Annotated in this window: 12 protein-coding genes; 5 read left to right on the top strand and 7 right to left on the bottom strand. The window is 69.9% G+C overall.

What is annotated here, in order from left to right; translation table 11 throughout:
• Positions 1-134: 134 nt before the first annotated feature.
• The 3 genes from ACWGJM_RS44090 to ACWGJM_RS44080 form a co-directional block, all read right to left on the bottom strand.
• Positions 135-326: an acyl-CoA carboxylase subunit epsilon gene (locus ACWGJM_RS44090; protein WP_355941144.1), complete on the bottom strand. Its 192-nt coding sequence runs from the start codon at positions 324-326 to the stop codon at positions 135-137.
• 57 nt (positions 327-383) lie between these two features.
• A complete protein-coding gene (locus tag ACWGJM_RS44085; protein WP_453417410.1) occupies positions 384-1991 on the bottom strand; it encodes an acyl-CoA carboxylase subunit beta in 1608 nt (535 codons plus the stop codon).
• A gap of 154 nt (positions 1992-2145) precedes the next feature.
• Complete coding sequence (locus ACWGJM_RS44080; RefSeq protein WP_453417409.1) at positions 2146-4521, bottom strand: polysaccharide lyase 8 family protein; 2376 nt, start codon at positions 4519-4521, stop codon at positions 2146-2148.
• 171 nt (positions 4522-4692) lie between these two features.
• On the opposite strand from ACWGJM_RS44080, the gene ACWGJM_RS44075 reads away from it, so the two are divergent.
• Positions 4693-5310, top strand: a complete 618-nt coding sequence (locus ACWGJM_RS44075; protein WP_453417408.1) for a YceI family protein — start codon at positions 4693-4695, stop codon at positions 5308-5310.
• A 1299-nt stretch (positions 5311-6609) separates the two neighbouring features.
• On the opposite strand, the gene ACWGJM_RS44070 is transcribed toward ACWGJM_RS44075, so the two are convergent.
• Positions 6610-7062: an ATP-binding protein gene (locus ACWGJM_RS44070; protein WP_453417407.1), complete on the bottom strand. Its 453-nt coding sequence runs from the start codon at positions 7060-7062 to the stop codon at positions 6610-6612.
• A gap of 112 nt (positions 7063-7174) precedes the next feature.
• Here ACWGJM_RS44070 and ACWGJM_RS44065 point away from each other — a divergent pair, with 112 nt between their 5' ends.
• Complete coding sequence (locus ACWGJM_RS44065; protein ID WP_453417406.1) at positions 7175-7996, top strand: helix-turn-helix domain-containing protein; 822 nt, start codon at positions 7175-7177, stop codon at positions 7994-7996.
• Complete coding sequence (locus ACWGJM_RS44060; protein WP_453417405.1) at positions 7993-8259, top strand: DUF397 domain-containing protein; 267 nt, start codon at positions 7993-7995, stop codon at positions 8257-8259. The genes ACWGJM_RS44065 and ACWGJM_RS44060 overlap by 4 nt, the downstream gene beginning before the upstream one ends.
• A 176-nt stretch (positions 8260-8435) precedes the next feature.
• Here ACWGJM_RS44060 and ACWGJM_RS44055 read toward each other — a convergent pair whose 3' ends face one another.
• Positions 8436-9602, bottom strand: a complete 1167-nt coding sequence (locus tag ACWGJM_RS44055; RefSeq protein ID WP_453417404.1) for an FUSC family protein — start codon at positions 9600-9602, stop codon at positions 8436-8438.
• A 72-nt stretch (positions 9603-9674) separates the two neighbouring features.
• Between ACWGJM_RS44055 and ACWGJM_RS44050 the strand changes: the two genes are divergently transcribed.
• On the top strand, positions 9675-10136 hold the full coding sequence (locus ACWGJM_RS44050; RefSeq protein ID WP_453417403.1) for a MarR family winged helix-turn-helix transcriptional regulator: 462 nt from the start codon (positions 9675-9677) through the stop codon (positions 10134-10136).
• Here the strand turns inward: ACWGJM_RS44050 and ACWGJM_RS44045 are convergent.
• Positions 10120-11517 (bottom strand): hypothetical protein, encoded by a 1398-nt coding sequence (locus ACWGJM_RS44045; RefSeq protein WP_453417402.1) that lies wholly within the window; start codon positions 11515-11517, stop codon positions 10120-10122. The genes ACWGJM_RS44050 and ACWGJM_RS44045 overlap by 17 nt on opposite strands.
• 39 nt (positions 11518-11556) lie before the next feature.
• A complete protein-coding gene (locus ACWGJM_RS44040; protein WP_453417401.1) occupies positions 11557-14571 on the bottom strand; it encodes a glycoside hydrolase family 3 protein in 3015 nt (1004 codons plus the stop codon).
• Between the two features lie 236 nt (positions 14572-14807).
• On the opposite strand from ACWGJM_RS44040, the gene ACWGJM_RS44035 reads away from it, so the two are divergent.
• Positions 14808-16682: a ricin-type beta-trefoil lectin domain protein gene (locus ACWGJM_RS44035; RefSeq protein WP_453417400.1), complete on the top strand. Its 1875-nt coding sequence runs from the start codon at positions 14808-14810 to the stop codon at positions 16680-16682.
• The last annotated feature ends 7 nt before the right edge of the window (positions 16683-16689 follow it).

Raw genomic sequence — 16689 nt, 5'->3', positions numbered from 1 at the left:
CCCTCCCGGCTGGGAGGGCCCGCCCATCCATATGGCACAGCGCAGGCCGTTTCAGCATCGGCACAAGCCGTTCCAGCAAAGGAAAGGGCCCCTCTGTCAAGAGGGGCCCTTTTCCTACGTTCGAGCGGCGCAGCCTAGCCGTGCCAGCTGTGCGGGGCGCGGAAGCCGGGCTCGCGCTCCAGGCGGCGCCAGCCGGCCTTCGGGCGGGCGCGGTGCGCCGGGGCCGACGGGGCGGCCGCCGCACGGGCCAGGAGGACGGCCGTGATGGCGGCGACCTCCTCGGGCTCGGCGTGGCCCTTCTCGACGCGGATCTCAGCGTTGTCCATGGGTGTCAGTCTCCGTGAGAGAGGTTTCCGCGGGGGTACCGCGGAGGTTCCGCCGGGTTACTGCGGGGGGTTGCCGTGCTTGCGGGAGGGGAGGTCGGCGTGCTTGGTGTGCAGCATCGCCAGGGACCGGATCAGTACCTCGCGGGTCTCGGCCGGGTCGATGACGTCGTCGACGAGGCCGCGCTCGGCCGCGTAGTACGGGTGCATCAGCTCGGCCTTGTACTCCTTGACCATCTTCTGCCGCATGGCCTCGGGGTCCTCGGCGCCCGCGATCTGACGGCGGAAGATCACGTTGGCCGCGCCCTCCGCGCCCATCACGGCGATCTCGTTCGTCGGCCAGGCGTAGGTGAGGTCGGCGCCGATCGACTGGCTGTCCATGACGATGTAGGCACCTCCGTACGCCTTGCGCAGGATCAGCGAGATCCTCGGCACGGTCGCGTTGCAGTAGGCGTACAGCAGCTTCGCGCCGTGCCGGATGATCCCGCCGTGCTCCTGGTCGACACCGGGCAGGAACCCCGGGACGTCCAGGAAAGTGACGATCGGGACATTGAAAGCGTCACACATCTGGACAAAGCGCGCAGCTTTTTCACTCGCCTCGATGTCCAGGACGCCCGCGAGCACCTGCGGCTGGTTGGCGATGATGCCGACCACCTGGCCGTCCAGGCGGGCCAGGGCGCAGATGATGTTGCGCGCCCAGCGTTCGTGGACCTCGAGGTAGTCGCCGTCGTCGACGATCTCCTCGATGACCTTGATCATGTCGTACGGCCGGTTGCCGTCCGCCGGGACCAGGTCCAGCAGGACGTCCGAGCGGCGCTCCACCGGGTCCGTGGCGTCCACCCGGGGCGGGTTCTCGCGGTTGTTCTGCGGGAGCAGCGAGAGGAGGTAGCGCACCTCGGCGATGCAGGTCTCCTCGTCGTCGTACGCGAAGTGGCACACGCCGGAGGTCTCGGCGTGCACGTCGGCGCCGCCGAGCCCGTTCTGGCTGATCTCCTCGCCCGTCACCGCCTTGACCACATCGGGCCCGGTGATGAACATCTGCGAGGTCTCACGGACCATGAACACGAAGTCCGTCAGGGCGGGGCTGTAGGCCGCGCCGCCCGCGCACGGGCCGAGCATCACACTGATCTGCGGGATGACCCCGGACGCCTTGGTGTTGCGCTGAAAGATCCCGCCGTAGCCGGCCAGCGCGGAGACACCCTCCTGGATACGGGCGCCCGCACCGTCGTTGAGCGACACCAGCGGCGCCCCGGCCGCGATGGCCATGTCCATGATCTTGTGGATCTTCGTGGCATGGGCCTCGCCCAGCGCACCGCCGAAGATCCGGAAGTCATGGGCGTACACGAAGACCGTACGCCCCTCCACCGTCCCCCACCCGGTGATGACACCGTCGGTGTACGGCTTCTTCGCCTCCAGCCCGAACCCGGTCGCCCGGTGCCGGCGCAGCTGCTCGACCTCCTGGAAGGAACCCGGGTCCACCAGCAGCTCGATGCGCTCCCGGGCCGTCAGCTTGCCCTTGGCGTGCTGCGCCTGGGTCGCCTTCTCGCTGGGGCCCGCGACGGCCTGCGCACGAATCTCGTGCAGCTCGGCGACCCGCCCGCGCGCGTCCGTCGGCTCGGTGCTCGGCACGTCCGTCGGCTCACCCGTCGTCTCTTCCAAAACGGTCATGTAGCGACCTTACGAAGGACACCAAGGAAAGCGAGCCGTCGACTCCGTACAGTCTCCGGCCCGTTTTACTGGTACCACTGAACAGAACCGCCACGGGATGCAGCCGTTCCGACTGCTCAGAGGCCGTGACCGTTGTAGGTACGCCACAAAGCCGTCACCGTAGAGCCACCTCACATTCGTGCGTGGCGCATGCCATCCCCGGAGTGACACGGACCCTCAAACGGCGGCCCGCCGACAGGACCTCGACCGAGTCGTCCGCCCGCAGCACCGCCCGCACCGGATGATCCCAGACGATCTCCAGCGGCTCGCCGGTGCGCGGCGGCTCGCCGACACAGAGCCTAGCCGTCCGCCCCCGCCGCCGGACCAGCACGCTCGCCCCCGCTGAGGCGGCCAGCGGCCCGGCAGTGGCGGCCTGCCAGAAGTTGGCGGCGATCAGCCCGAGGGAGGGCACGGCGACCGCCTGCCGTCGGGCGTCGTTGGCGAGCACCGACAGCCAGTGGCGGTCGGCGGCGCGGGCGGTGACCTGGTGGCGGGAAGCACCGGGAAGGAGGAGATAGACGTACGTGGCGTCCGTCGGATCGATACCGTGGTCCAGCCAGAGGGTCTGCCAGCGCCGGGTGCGCCGCTCCGTCGTACTGGTGGTGTTGATGTCGGACCAGGCACCGGTGCGGTCCTCGCGCAGGCTGCGCAGGGTGGGCAGGCCGCGGTCGCCGTACGGCAGGATCCAGCCGCCGTGGCCCTCCAGGTGCGCCCATCCCGGCCCGCGCGCGAAGGCCTGCGTGCCGCCCTCCCCCAGATTCCGGTTGTCCACGACCGTCTCGACCGGAACGCCGTCGGCGCAGGTGATCCCGGCGCCGAGACAGATCACCGCGTCCGCGACGAAGTACCAGGACTTGCGGGCCTCGAGCGTGGAGCCGAGGCCCTTCACATGCTGGCCGATCACCGCGTACTCACCGTCCGTCGTGCCGCCGACCCAGCGCACGTCCGGCTTCGGCGCGCCCCATTCGCCGCCGGCCCCGTCGGCGAGGGGCTTGGTGGAGACGGTGGTGCCGGGCAGCCGGTACCAGTTCACCGTGGGCCAGAACCAGTCCGTGTACTGGCCGCCGTGCTGCCCGCTCCGGCCGGCGGCCCACCAGCAGAGCATCCCGGCGCCCGTGTGCCAGCCGCGCGGGTTCTCGCCGTTGCCGCACTCGTAGGAGGCGATGCGGTCACTGGACATGGAGAGGGCCGCGACGAAGCCGGGACGCCGGTGCACGGCTCGGTCCATGGCGGCGAAGAGACGGTGACCGGTGGGCTCGGGCACGGCGGCCACGGGCGCCGCGGCGACGGCGTGCAGCCGGGCCAGGTCGGCGACGTCGAACTGGGGAGCCGTCAGGATCGGGGATTCAGTGTCCCGTCCGATCCACCCCTTGATACGGCTGTACCACCGTTCCCGCTCTTCCCCGCTCGCGGCGCCCGCCAGCAGCGCCAGGGAGGCGATGAGCAGTTGCCCGTGGAAGTGGTCGCTGCGCATGACGTGCAGGTCGTCGCTCTTCAGGTAACCCCGGGTCATGGCGCGCCCGTTGACGCAGTCCATCACCAACCCGTCGTGGATGAGGGGCGCGTAGGCGTGCTCGACGCTGTCGAGAACGTTCTGCCGCTGCGGATCGGTGACCGCCCACTGCGACCCGGCGAGCAGCGTGAGCAGCCGCCCGAGCCCGTCGAGCATGACCTGCCCGTACGTCCCCGAGTAGGCGACCCAGGTGTGCTGGACGAACGAGCCGTCGGCATACAGCCCGTCGCCCGTCGTGACATACGGGAAGACCGGCGAGAGCGCGTCCCGGGCGAGCGCGATCCGGTCGGCGGCCCGGCCGAGGATGCCGCGCAGGGCGACACTGCGGCACAGGTCCACGCGGTTGGCGCCGGTGGAGGTGCCGGAGTAGTCGGTGAGCATCGTGTCCGGGATGAAGTGGTCGACGGCGGCGCAGGCGGCTGCGGTACGGGCGTCGCCGAGTCGGTCGTACAGGGCGACCGCGATGTCCATGAGGAGGCGGGGGCTGCCGATCTGCCACTCCCACCAGTTGCCGTAGCGGGTGGTGGCGGGGTTGTAGACGGTGGCGGAGAGATGGTCGATGCCGCGCAGCACGTCCGCGAGGAGGCTTTCGTCGCCGGTGGACCCGGTGCCGTCCTGGACGTAGGCCTGGGTCATCGTCCACAGGCGGCTGTAGCTCTGGGTGATGCCTGCGGGCGGGTCGAAGGGGTATCCGGGCCAGAGGGAGGTGGCGGTCGGGGTCATGGAGGCCCGTAAGGCGCGGGCGAGTTCACCGGTCCGGGCGAGGCGGGCGGCGTAGGGCTGGGCGGTGGGGTCGTATCCCGCGCCCAGGGCGATGTCGAGCCAGCGGCGGCGGAGGGTTTCGTAGGGGGAGGCCGGATCGCCCTCAGCGTTGGCCGTCCCGGGAGTCGAGACGAGGGCCGTCGTGGCGAGGGCCGTTGCGACGAGGGCCGTCGTGGAGAGGGTGGCGGAGAGGAAGGCGCGACGTGTGGAAGTCATGCCCATGCCGTCTACCACCGCACCTTTCCCCGGGGAACCGGGTGACACACGGTAATTCCGGCAACACACCCACGGATGATGTTGAATCTTGAACGGAATAGGTCTACGGTCGTTCGTGTTGACCTCGTTGAACATTCAACATCAGTTCGCCCGTCCCCAAAGGAGCACGTAATGGGCATCTTCGGCCGCAAGGACACCGCCGAGACCACAACTCCGGCCGCCGCCGCGCCGGCCGCCGTAAACCCCGGCCTCGCCGCGCTGACCGGCGAGTACACGATCGACCCGGCCCACACCACGATCGGCTTCGTGGCCCGCCACGCCATGGTCACCAACGTCAAGGGCAGCTTCCTCGACTTCAGCGGCACGCTGCACCTGGACGGCTCCGACCCGTCGAAGTCCACCGCCTCCCTCGACGTCAAGATGGACAGCATCGACACCGGCAACGCCGACCGCGACGGTCACCTGAAGTCGTCGGACTTCTTCAAGACGGACGAGTTCCCGACCATGACGTTCCGCTCCACCAAGGCGGAGGCCCTCGGCGGCGACGACTACCGCGTCACCGGCGACCTCTCCGTCCTGGGGGTCACCAAGCCGCTCACCATCGACCTCGAGTTCAACGGCGCCGCGAAGGACCCCTTCGGCAACGAGCGCGTGGGCTTTGAGGGCAAGGCCGAGATCCTGCGCTCCGAGTGGGGCCTGACCTGGAACGCGGCGCTGGAGACCGGCGGCGTCCTGGTCTCCGACAAGATCAAGCTCAACTTCGACATCTCGGCGATCAAGAACGCCTGAGCCCACGCCCGCCCTCCAGCTTCGCCGGCACCGCCTTCACCTGCGCGGCGCGGGCCTGGGGGGTGCGGGCGCGCAGCAGACCGAGCATCGCGAGGTGCAGCCGGTCCTGCCGAGCGCCTCGAAGGCCGCCTTGCCCCGAGAGTTCCCGTCCAGCGCGACGGTGAGCTCTGGGGGCAAGGCGGCCTCTTTTCGTGGACGGTGTCTTCAAGTGGCCGTAGGGGCCACTCGCTTCTTTGCAGTGTCGTGCTTCCACGGCCCGCGTCAAGGGCGCTGCGTTCCGCTTCGCTGCACTCCGCGTCGGCTACGCCGATCGGCCTTGCGGCCGACCCTTGACCCGGACCGCTCCAGCACGGGGAAGAAGCGAGCGAGCGGCCCGGAAAGACGCGGGCCCGGGTAGGCCACCCCTTACGTGGGCTGGGCTGCGGGCCGGGGTTGGGGGGGCGCGGACGCGCCTCGCCTGCACGCCGGGGAGGTTTGGCGGCGATCGGTGGGTGGGGGATGGGAGGTGGGGGGGCGCGGTGGGTGGGGGGCGGCACGCCGGGTGGGGTGGGCTTGGCGGCGATCGGTGGATGGGTGGTTGGGGGCGCGACACCAGCAGTCCCGGCTCGGGGACACAATCGGTGGGCATTTGGAGTATTTGGCAGATATGGGCCGGGGGTGAGTGGTGAAGCCCCAGGTCACGCGGCTTAGGGATGGCCCATATCTGCCAATCGTGGTCCGCCATCCCTTCCGGCTCGCCCCTCACCGCCCAGGAACGGTGATTGGCAGATCCGTCCCACCGGGCGGAGGTCCATCCCCAGGTCACCGAGGGGTGGCGTGGGACGCATCTGCCAATCACCCACCCCACACCCGATCTGCCGGGATTGCGCGACGAGATCCCATCCACCGGCAGCCACCAGCAGCCACCAGCAGCCGCCAGCAGGCACCACCCGCCCAGGGCCCGCCACCCCCCACCCCCCACCCACCGGCCGCAAGTCGCCAAGCCCTCCCGGCGTGCCGCCACCCGCCCAACGCACCCCCGACCCCCCTGCCCCCAACTTCCCCCTGCCCCCCAACTTCCTCCTCCCCCCACTCACCGATAGCCGCTGAGCCGGGCCGGCGTGCTGGCGAGGCGCGGTCGCGCCCCCGAACCCCGGCCCGCGGCCCAGTTGGGTGGAGGGGCCGCCCACCCGGGCCCCGCTTTCCCCGGGCTGCCCGCTCGCTTCTTCCCCGTGATTCCGGGGGCCGAGTCAAGGGTCGGCCGTAGGCCGATCGCCGTAGGCGACGCGGGAGCGCAGCGCAGCGGAGCGGGAGCGCCCTTTACTCGGGTCGCGGAATCACGACACTGGCAAAGAAGCGGGCGGCCCCACGGTCACTCTCGAACTCCGCCCACACGATCTTGCCGGGGCTCCGCTCAGCCACCCCCCACTTGTCGGCGAGCGCCGCCACCAGCAGCAGGCCTCGGCCGTGTTCCGACTCCGGGCAGTGGTCCGGGACTTGGACCTCGCCTCCTCCGCTGTCATGGAGTTCGATCCGTAGGACGCCGTCGGGATGCCGCGTCAAGCGGAGCGTGAAGCCACGGCCCGGGGGGACGCCGTGGAGCAGCGCGTTGGTCGCCAGTTCGCTCACGCAGAGCAGCACGTCGTCCGTGCGCTCGGTGATCTCCCAGTCCGCCAGCGTCGTACGCGCGAAGTGCCTTGCCAGGCGCACCGATCTGCGGTCTCGGCGGTAGTACGCCTCGCGGGTGTGGGGGTGTTGGAGTTCCGCGTTCATGGCGCCAGTGTCACTGTCGGTCACTAAAGTGGACCAATGGGTGAAGTCGTAGTGCTGATTACTACGACTCCACTACGAGGACTTCAGGGAACGACGGGGGAAAGGGTCCGGCATGTACTCGGGGAAGAAGCCCAAGAAGGTCGGATCGTGGCAGGCGATCGGCGCGGTGGTCGCCCACTACCGGAAACAGGCGCGACTCACCCAGGAGCGGTTAGCCGAGGCCGCCAACGTCCACGTGGACACGGTGCGTTCCGTCGAGCAGGGGCGGTTGGCCTTGCAGCCGGACCGGGCCGAGCAGTTCGACGAGCTTCTGGGAACGGGCGGGGCGTTGGCCGTGCTGGTGGAGAAGATGCCCGTGCGGGAGCGGATCGTTCAGTTCGCGCAGGGTCTCGTGGAGCACGAGCAAGAAGCGGTCAGCATCATGTCCTACCAGAGCCTGGTCGTTCCGGGGCTGCTTCAGACGCGGGACTACTGTCGGGCCGTCTTCGACTACCGCTATCCGGCACTGGGCAGCGAGACCGCCGAGCAGTGGGTGAACACGCGCATGGACCGGCAGTTGCTCTGGCGGCGGGACCAGCCGCCCGTGGGGCACTTCATCCTGGAGGAGAGCGTCCTGCGGCGCCGGGTCGGCGACACGGAGATCATGCGCGAGCAGATCCGCCGGATCCTGGAGTACACCGAGCCCGTGCACATGAGCATGCAGATCATGCCGATGGACCGCACGCCGCACGCCTGTCTCGACGGTCCGATGGTGCTGTTGGAAACCCCTGAATACGAGCGTCTCGTGTACTTGGAGGTGCAGCGCGCAAGCTTCCTCGTCGATGATCCCGATGACGTCAGTGACTATCACCTCCAGTATGGAATGCTGCGGTCTCAGGCCCTCTCGCCGGACGAGAGCGTGCGCCTGTTGAATGGACTGCTAGGAGAGTCATGATGACTGCAGCACGGCAGCAGAACCGCTCGGACAGCCTGGCGTGGTTCAAGTCCAGCTACAGCGGCAGCCAGGGCGGCGACTGTGTCGAAATCGCATACGGCTGGCACAAGTCCAGCTACAGCAGCAGCGAAGGCGGCGACTGCCTAGAAGTAGCCACAACCCCCACCACCATCCACATCCGAGACTCCAAAACCCCCACCGCCCCCACGCTCACCCTCTCCCCCGCCACCTGGAGTGAGTTCCTTGACGGCATCCCCTCCTGAAAACACCGAATGGGTTTTCATCACCTCGTGCGAGAACTCGCCGGGGCGCAAGCCGTTTCGAGTGCTCTGCGCTTGACTGCGTGAACGCGGCATCGACTGGATGCCGTTCGCCCCGGAAGAGCTTCGGTGCGACCTCGCGTGCAGGCGGATGGTCGACGGGGACCCGTACGGCCGGATCAGTCTCTCTGTCGATGCTCGGGCCCTGCGGCGGCTCGGGTTGCATCCGGATCAGCCGTGGGCTGTCGCGCGGGGGGCGTCTCCGCCGGCGTGGTGGCATGCGTCCGGGGAGCGGTATGCGGCCCGGTATTGGCGGTAACCGCGCGCCGTTTCGGTACCGGTAGCAGCCACCAGGACGCCGCCACTGACAGGACCGCGCCGACGGCGATTCCGGCCAGGCGGGTGGGCAGCAGGCTGGTGGCGTCCTGGCCGAAGTAGCCGAGGAGCAGGGAGAGGGCGGTGGTCATGCCGGCTGCCCAGTAGGCGTAGTTGAGCGGGCGCAGCCACAACGCCACCGCCAGGACGGCGAACATCAGGGCCACCGCGGCTGGGCCCGTCGCACCGGCCGCCGCCACTCCCGTCGCCAGCAGCGTGCCCGCGCTCGCGCCGATGAGCCGCTCGATTCCCTTGCGCAGTACGTCCGTTCGGCCGCGATTGCCGCTCGCGGCGACGTATGCGGTGAGCACCAGCCATGGCCAGTGATGGTCGAAGAAGAGCCGCCCCAGTGCGAAGGCGGCGGCGACGCCGGCCGCCATCTGTAGGGCCATGCGGGTGCTGGGGCGGGGGTGGAGGCGGGAGGCGCGGCTGGGCGCGGTCTCCTCGGCTTCAGCGGGCCGGGGTCCGTATCGGTCGGCCAGTGCCTGTACCAGCCACACGCACACGCAGGCCAGCGTCCCGATCAGCGCCGACCACGCCCAGTTCACCAGAACGCCCTGGGACTCGGGCGGCAGCGCCGGGCCCGGGACGACGAGGAGTGCGACGAGCGGGAGGGTCAGGAGGGTGCCGACCTTGGTGGCGGTCGGGCCGTAGCGGCGGATCCAGATGGCCAGGGAGATCCCGGCGGTGTAGGCGGCCGCGCCGGCGGCGTAGTGCGTGGCGATGAGGCGGCCGAGTAACTGGGCCACAGCCGCCGTCGCGGGGAGCAGGAGCAGCGCGGTGAGGCGGCGGCGCGTGTTCGCGGTGCGCTGGGTGGAGGCCAGAGTCAGGGTCAGGGCGACCGCGAGGACGAGCACGTCGGTGTGCAGTCCGGCGGTGCTCTCCAGCCAGAGCGCGGCGCTCCAGCAGAGCAGGACGGCGGTCATCGTCAGGGCCGCTTCGTACGCGTTGCGTATTAGTTTGGCGGTCACGGATGAACAATAGCGGTGCTTAGCGGCGCTTGGCCCCGAGTAATAGTAAGCAATCGCGTAAGATCGACGGGCATGGACCACCTACCCGAAGCCGCCCGTCTCCGCCGCGGCATCGTCCGTCTGAACCGCCGCCTCCGGCAGGAACGCGGTGACGGCAGCCTCAGCCCCAACCAGCTCGTCGTGCTCGGGTATCTGCACCGGTACGGGCCGGCCACGCCCGGTGCGATCGCGGCGGCGGAGCGGCAGCGGCCGCAGTCGCTGACCCGGGTCTTCGCGGAACTGGAGGAGGGCGGACTGATCGTGCGGGAAGCGGACCGCGTCGACCGGCGTCAGTCCGTGTTGACGCTTACCGCGGAGGGGCGGCGGGTGCTGGAGCGGGACATGGCCGAGCGTGACGCCTGGCTGGCCGGGGCGCTCGCGTCGCTCAGCGAGACGGAGCGAGGGGTGCTGATGCTGGCGGGTGCGCTGATGGAACGGCTGGGGGGAGCGCCGGAAGCGGCCTCCTCAGCGCCTCCCCTCAGAACCCGCCGCTGAAGTCCCCTCCCCCGCCGTCCCCGAATCCCCCGCCGTCCCCGAACCCGCCCCCGAAGTCCCCCGGATCGAAGTCCGCCCCGGACACATCCCCGCCCTCATAACCGCCCCCGAAATCCCCGTACCCGGCGCCGTAGTCGGCCGCGTATGCCGGGCCCGACATGATGCCGCCGAGTGCCGTGCCGATCAGCAGGCCGGGCAGGATGCCGCCGCCGAAGTAGCCGCCCGCCCAGGGGCCGTAGGCGGGGCCCGCGTCCCAGTAGGGGCGGCGGCCGTAGTCGGTGTCGACCTCGCGGACGACCGGGTCGCGGCCGTCGGCGAGGCGAGTGGCGTCGGCCGCGCAGACCGGGACCTCGCGGGGGGCGCCGCCGGGCGGGGTCCAGGTGGCGTCGGTGACCGAGGGGCCGTGGCGTGGGTCGAAGAAGCAGGGTGGGCGGCGTTCGGGCAGGGGGCGGCCCTCGCGTCGGGCGGCGAGCTGGGTGAGGGAGAAGCGGCCGTCCTCCAGGGCCTGGGTGACGGCGCGCACGTCCTCGGGTTTGCGGGCCTCGGCCATGTACTGCTTGGCGTTCTCGTAGGCGTTCAGGGCTCGCTCGTAGTCCGCGCGCATGGCGTCGTCGGCGCCCGGCTCCGCCGGGTGGAACTCGAGGCGGTCCAGCTCCTCGCCGAAGGCGGTGATGTCCTCGTCCACGACGACGCGCAGGCGGTCCAGGGCGGCCCGCTGTTCCGCGGCGTGGCGGCGGCGGTTGCGGCGGACGACCGCGTACGCGCCCGCGCCGCCGGCCACCAGGACGGCCGCCGTGGCGATCAGGGCGGTGATGGAGACTCCGGTGGCTCCGCCGGAGGAGGTGCCCCATGACGCGGGGGCCTTGCCGCCCATGTTGGCCAGGGCGCGGTCGGTGAAGTCGGTCAGCTGGGTCTTGGCGTTCTCGCCCTGGACGCTGGTGACCAGGTTGCGTACGGCCGTTCGGGGCAGGACGGAGGAGTCGGCGCGGGCGTCGAAGCGGTCGCCGAGGCGGATGGCGTACAGGCCGGTGACGCCGGTGGCGGTGCGCAGGTCGGTGAAGAGGTTGCGGGTGGGGTAGTCGGCCGGGAGCACCGCGATGAACAGGGGTTTGCCGGCGCTCTCGATCCGCCTGGCGAGTGCGCCGGAGTCCGGCGCCGACAGCTGGGCGGAGGCCGCGGGGTCGACGTAGACGGGGCTCTTGCGAAGGGCCTCGGCGATCGTCGAGACGCTGGTGGCGGTCGTGGCTTTCGAGACGCTGGTGGCTGCCGTGGCCGCCGTGACGCTGGCGGCGGCCGTGGCCTGCGGTGCGAGCACGGTCATGACCGCGAGTGCCAGGGCCAGCAGCAGCCCTGGAAGGCTTCGGGTCCGTACACCCTTCATGGTTCGAAGCTACCCGAAGCCTTCCAAAACCGGTCAGGTTTATGCCGCCCGGTAGGCCTCCAGCAGTTTGCTCGCCGCCTGCCCGTACCGTCCGGTCAGCAGCAGGTGGTCCGCGTCGGCGAAGGGCTTCGCGACCGCCGGGGTCATCTGCTGCCCCGTCCGACCCTGGACGATCAGGCGTGCCTTGGTGACCAGCCGGCGCCCGGTCTCGTCCGCGCCCGTCCTCTCGGCCACCCTCGCGGCGGCGGCCAGTGCCCGCAGCGTCGGCGTGTCGCCCCGCGGGACCTTGGTGAGGGTGGTCAGGCCCCAGCCGTACGGGAACTGCGGGTCGTACGAGGTGTCGCCCACGTTGATCGGCAGCTGGGCCTCGGACCTGGGCCAGGTGACGGGGAGCTGTCCGGTGAAGGGCCGCCTGCCGTACAGGACGTCCGCCACGCCGTCGCCCTCGGTGCCCGGCAGCCAGGAGGCGACCAGGGCGTCGATCTTCCCGATCCGGTCGCCGATGAGCTGCGGACGGCCGGAGACGATCAGTACCGCGCACTTCATGGCGGCGCAGACCTTGTCCACGGCTGCCTGGTCGGTGGCGGACAGCTTGAGGTCGTGGCCGTTGCCCACGTCGCCGACGCCTTCGGCGTACGGGGTCTCGCCCACGACGACCACGCCGACGTCGTAGCCGGTCAGGGGTGCGGAGGCGTCCTTGGAGTAGGTGATGGCCCCGCCTGCCCTGCGCATTCCGTCCAGGATCGTCGTGCCCGGGACGATGTTGCCGGAGGAGCCCTGCCAGGTGACCGTCCAGCCGCCGGTCTGGTTGCCGATGTCGTCGGCGTTGGACCCGGCGACGTACACCTTCTGGTTCTTGCGCAGCGGCAGCAGGCCGCCCGAGTTCTTCAGCAGCACCTGCGACTCGGCGGCCGCCTGCCGGGCGACGGCGCGGTGGGCCGGTGAACCGATCCGCGCGGCGCCGGTGGTGTCGGCGTACGGGTGCTCGAAGAGGCCCAGCTTGAATTTCTGGGTGAGGATGCGGGAGACGGCGTCGTCGATCCGCTTCCCGCTGATCCGGCCCGCCTTCACCTCGCCGGTCAGCGCGGCGGTGAAGTCCTTGTAGCTGTACGGCACCATCATCATGTCCACGCCCGCGTTGACCGAGGTGCGGACGTGGGACGCGTAGTCGCCGGGAAGCTGGTCGATGGCGTTCCAGTCGCTGATGACGAAGCCGTCGAAGCCCATGCGGCCCTTGAGCACGCCGTTGATCATGTCGGCCCGGGCGTGCATCTTCACCGGGCCCTGCCCGTCGCCGAGGATGTCGAGGGACGAGTACGACGGCATGACCGTGCCGATGCCACGGTCGACGGCGGTCTGGTACGGGGACAGGTGGATGGCCTCGAGTTGCTGCCTCGTGACCTTGGTGACGCCCTGGTCGATCTTGTAGGTCCCGGTCGTCGAGGAGCCGTACTCGGTGCCGCCGTCGCCGACGAAGTGCTTGGCGGTGGCGAGTACCTTGTCGTCCCGGTTCAGGTCGCTGCCGTTCGCCCGGCCCTGGAGGCCCTGGATCATCGTCTCCATGGACTGGACGAGGGCCGGGTCCTCGCCGAAGGACTCGTAGGAGCGGCCCCAGCGTTCGTCGCGGGTGACGCAGAGGCAGGGGGCGAAGTCCCAGGGGATGCCGGTGGCCCGGACCTCGGCTGCCGTCACCGCGCCCGTCCGCTGGGCGAGCCGGGGGTCACGGGTGGCGCCGATGCCGATGTTGTGCGGCATGATCGTGGCGCCGACCAGGTTGTTGTGGCCGTGGACGGCGTCCACGCCGTAGATCAGGGGGATCTGGAAGCGGGTCGCCTGGGTCCTGAGCTGGAAGGCGTCGATCATCTTCGCCCAGCCGTCGGGGGTGTTGGGCGTGGGGGTGGAACCGCCGCCGGAGAGCAGCGAGCCGAGGTCGTACGCCGCGATGTCGCCCCCGTTCCCCACGGCCCCGCGCTCGGCCTGGGTCATCTGGCCGGTCTTCTCCGCCAGGGACATGCGGGACACGAGGTCCGCGACGCGCTTCCTGACCGGCAGTTTGCTGTTCAGGTACGGCAGTCCGTGGGCGTCGATGACGATCTGCGGGGTCTCGGTGGGGGCCTTGGCGCCGGTCACCGTGAGCTTCAGGGGGATCGTCTCGGCGGACTCGGCGCTCCGGTCCTTGAGGGTGGGGATCTTGATGGTCCGCGAGGTGCCGGAGGCCGTGCCGGCCGGGAAGGTGAGGGTGCCGGTGACCGGGGTGTAGTCCTTGCCTGGGGTGGCGGTTCCGGTGGCCGTCGTCTCGTAGGTGACCGTGACGGGCTCGTCGACCGGGGCGGCGCCGGTGGTGGCCACGGTGACCCGGACCGCGGCGGTGCCGCCCTCCTTGACCGGGTGGACGGCGGAGTCGGTGGTGACGGAGGCGCGCAGGGACTGGTCGGCCTTGCCGTACAGCTCGACGTCGTCCATGGCGAAGGTGCCCTTGACGCCGGTGGGGAGCGTGACGGCGTACCCCCACATCTGGGTCAGGCCGAGGACGTGGTCGATGCCGCCGACCGGCTGGTAGTCCGTTCGGTAGGTGAAGTCGGTGAACGGGATCTCGATCTGTTTCCAGCCGGTGAAGTCGTCGGTGAAGGAGGTCGTCCAGAGTTCCGAGGCCTCGCCGTTCGCGCCGCCGTCCTTGATCTCGAAGGTGATCTTCTTGCCGTTGCCCTGGCCGTCCCACCAGAAGCGCATGCCTTTGTGGGCGGACCAGTCGTGGGCGGGTTCGGTCGCGGCGTAGTCGTGGGTGAAGCCGCCGTAGCCGCTGATGTCGTAGCTGCCGGCGAGGACCTTCTCGCCCTCGGGGGCGTCCGGGCGGGCGGCGAACTGAAGGGCGGGCGGATCGTCGGTGTCGCCGCCCCAGGTGAAGATGCCCTCGGCGGGCTGGGAGGCGAAGGGGACCTCGCCCTCGAAGCGGTCGACGGGAACGGGGGCCGGGTCGTCGGCGGCTCGCGCGGTCGCCCAGGGGAGCAGACCGGTGAGGAGTGCGGCGGAGACGAGCAGGGCGGTTCTTCGCATGGACCTTCCCTCGGCTCTTGGTTCACTCATGACTTAGATCACGCCGTGAGTTAACTCGCGGCGCGCGACACCGTCAATACTTCACGTCAGAAGTGGTGCAGGGCCAACCCGCGGCCGGATCAAGGCCGTTGTGCGTTTGGTTTTTGAATGCGCGACCCCTTGACGTCTATGGGAAGCCGTCATTTACTCACGGCTCGCACGCCTCCCATCCCCCACCTCACGAAGGGTGGCGCACCATGAGAAGACCTCCGCGAACGGCCCGGCTGCTGCTCGCCGGCCTGCTGACCACCGCCGGGCTCACGGTCCTCGGCATGCCCTCCGCACACGCGGCCGGCGAGCAGGTCACCGCGTACCTCACCACCACCGACGACTCCGCCGGACGCCATGTCACGCGCGGGCTCCAGGCGCAGACGCCGTTCGCCTTCCAGTCCGGGAGCGGTGGCGGCGGCGAGAACATCACCGTCGACGAGAACACCCGCTACCAGACCTTCACCGGCGGCGGCGCCTCCTTCACGGACACGGCCGCCTGGCTGATGAACAGCAGCGGTGCGCTGTCCCAGTCCACGCGGGACGCGACCATGCGGAAGCTGTTCTCGCCGACGGACGGGATCGGGCTGTCGTTCCTGCGCAATCCGATGGGCGCCTCGGACCTGGCCCGCTACGGGTACTCGTACGACGACGTGCCGGCCGGCCAGACGGACCCGAACCTGAACAGCTTCTCCATCTCGCACGACCTCGCGGACGTCGTCCCGCTCACCAAGCAGGCCCTCCAGCTGAACCCGTCTCTGACTGTCATGGCCTCGCCATGGACGGCTCCGGCCTGGATGAAGGACAGCGGCTCGCTCAACGGCGGCTGGCTGAAGTCGGAGGACTACGGGGCGTACGCCGCCTACTTCGTGAAGTACCTCCAGGCGTACAAGAACCAGGGCGTCAACGTCTCCTACGTGACCCCGCAGAACGAGCCGACCTGTTGCTCGGGCTATCCGTCGATGAGCTGGAACGCCTCCGGTCTCCAGTACTTCCTCAAGAACGACCTGCTGCCGCAGCTCCAGTCGGCCGGCCTGTCCACCAAGGTCCTGGCGCACGACTGGAACTGGGACGTCTACGACTCCTACGCGGCCGCGTCCGTCGACGACTCGACGATCCGCAACCACCCCAACTTCGGCGGGATCGCCTGGCACGGCTACAGCGACATCAGCGGCGTCTCCAAGCAGACCACCGTCCACAACCAGTACCCGAACCTGGACGCGTTCGGCACCGAGCACTCCGGGGGCACCTGGGTCGCCAACCAGCAGCGCGAGGACATGAACAACATCATCGACTACACCCGCAACTGGGCGAAGTCGGTGACCAAGTGGTCGCTGGCCGTGGACCAGAACATGGGCCCGCACAACGGCGGTTGCGGCACCTGCACCGGTCTGATCACCGTGCACAACGGGGACGGCGCGAGCGGGACCGTCGACTACACCGTCGAGTACTACACGATGGGCCACCTGACCAAGTTCGTACGGCCGGGCGCGCAGCGGATCGCCTCGACGGCGTCCACCTCCGTGCCGAACGTGGCCTGGCGCAACCCGGACGGCTCGAAGGCCCTGATCGCCTACAACGACTCGTCCTCCGCCAAGACCGTCACCATCAACTGGGGCTCCCAGCACGCGACCTACTCGCTGCCGGGCAAGACCTCGGCGACCTTCACCTGGTCCGGCACCCAGTCCGGCGGCGGGAGCACGAGCGGCGCCTTCGTCGGCCTCGGCGGCAAATGCCTGGACGTGGCGGGCGGGTCGAGCGCCAACGGCACGGCGGTGCAGCTCTACGACTGCAACGGCTCGACGGCGCAGAAGTGGACCGTCATGTCCGACGGGTCGGTGCAGGCGCTCGGCAAGTGCCTGGACGTGACGTCGGCGTCCACGGCCGACGGGGCGAAGGTGCAGCTCTACGACTGCAATGGCAGCGGCGCCCAGCAGTGGTCGTACAGCGCTTCGACCGGTGATGTGGTGAACACGGCGGCGAACAAGTGCCTGGACGTCACCGACAACTCCTCGGCCAACGGGGCACGGGCCCAGATCTGGTCGTGCACCGGGGCCGCCAACCAGAAGTGGAAGCTCCAGTAGGAGCCGG

Source organism: Streptomyces sp. NPDC054834, from assembly GCF_053611185.1.
This window is presented reverse-complemented; position numbering and strand designations above follow the sequence as displayed.

Bases quoted from the DNA above. Each gene is read 5' to 3' on its own strand.
- ACWGJM_RS44090 (WP_355941144.1), bottom strand. From the start codon at position 326: ATGGACAACGCTGAGATCCGCGTCGAGAAGGGCCACGCCGAGCCCGAG.
- ACWGJM_RS44085 (WP_453417410.1), bottom strand. From the start codon at position 1,991: ATGACCGTTTTGGAAGAGACGACGGGTGAGCCGACGGACGTGCCGAGC.
- ACWGJM_RS44080 (WP_453417409.1), bottom strand. From the start codon at position 4,521: ATGACTTCCACACGTCGCGCCTTCCTCTCCGCCACCCTCTCCACGACG.
- ACWGJM_RS44075 (WP_453417408.1), top strand. From the start codon at position 4,693: ATGGGCATCTTCGGCCGCAAGGACACCGCCGAGACCACAACTCCGGCC.
- ACWGJM_RS44070 (WP_453417407.1), bottom strand. From the start codon at position 7,062: ATGAACGCGGAACTCCAACACCCCCACACCCGCGAGGCGTACTACCGC.
- ACWGJM_RS44065 (WP_453417406.1), top strand. From the start codon at position 7,175: ATGTACTCGGGGAAGAAGCCCAAGAAGGTCGGATCGTGGCAGGCGATC.
- ACWGJM_RS44060 (WP_453417405.1), top strand. From the start codon at position 7,993: ATGATGACTGCAGCACGGCAGCAGAACCGCTCGGACAGCCTGGCGTGG.
- ACWGJM_RS44050 (WP_453417403.1), top strand. From the start codon at position 9,675: ATGGACCACCTACCCGAAGCCGCCCGTCTCCGCCGCGGCATCGTCCGT.
- ACWGJM_RS44045 (WP_453417402.1), bottom strand. From the start codon at position 11,517: ATGAAGGGTGTACGGACCCGAAGCCTTCCAGGGCTGCTGCTGGCCCTG.
- ACWGJM_RS44040 (WP_453417401.1), bottom strand. From the start codon at position 14,571: ATGCGAAGAACCGCCCTGCTCGTCTCCGCCGCACTCCTCACCGGTCTG.
- ACWGJM_RS44035 (WP_453417400.1), top strand. From the start codon at position 14,808: ATGAGAAGACCTCCGCGAACGGCCCGGCTGCTGCTCGCCGGCCTGCTG.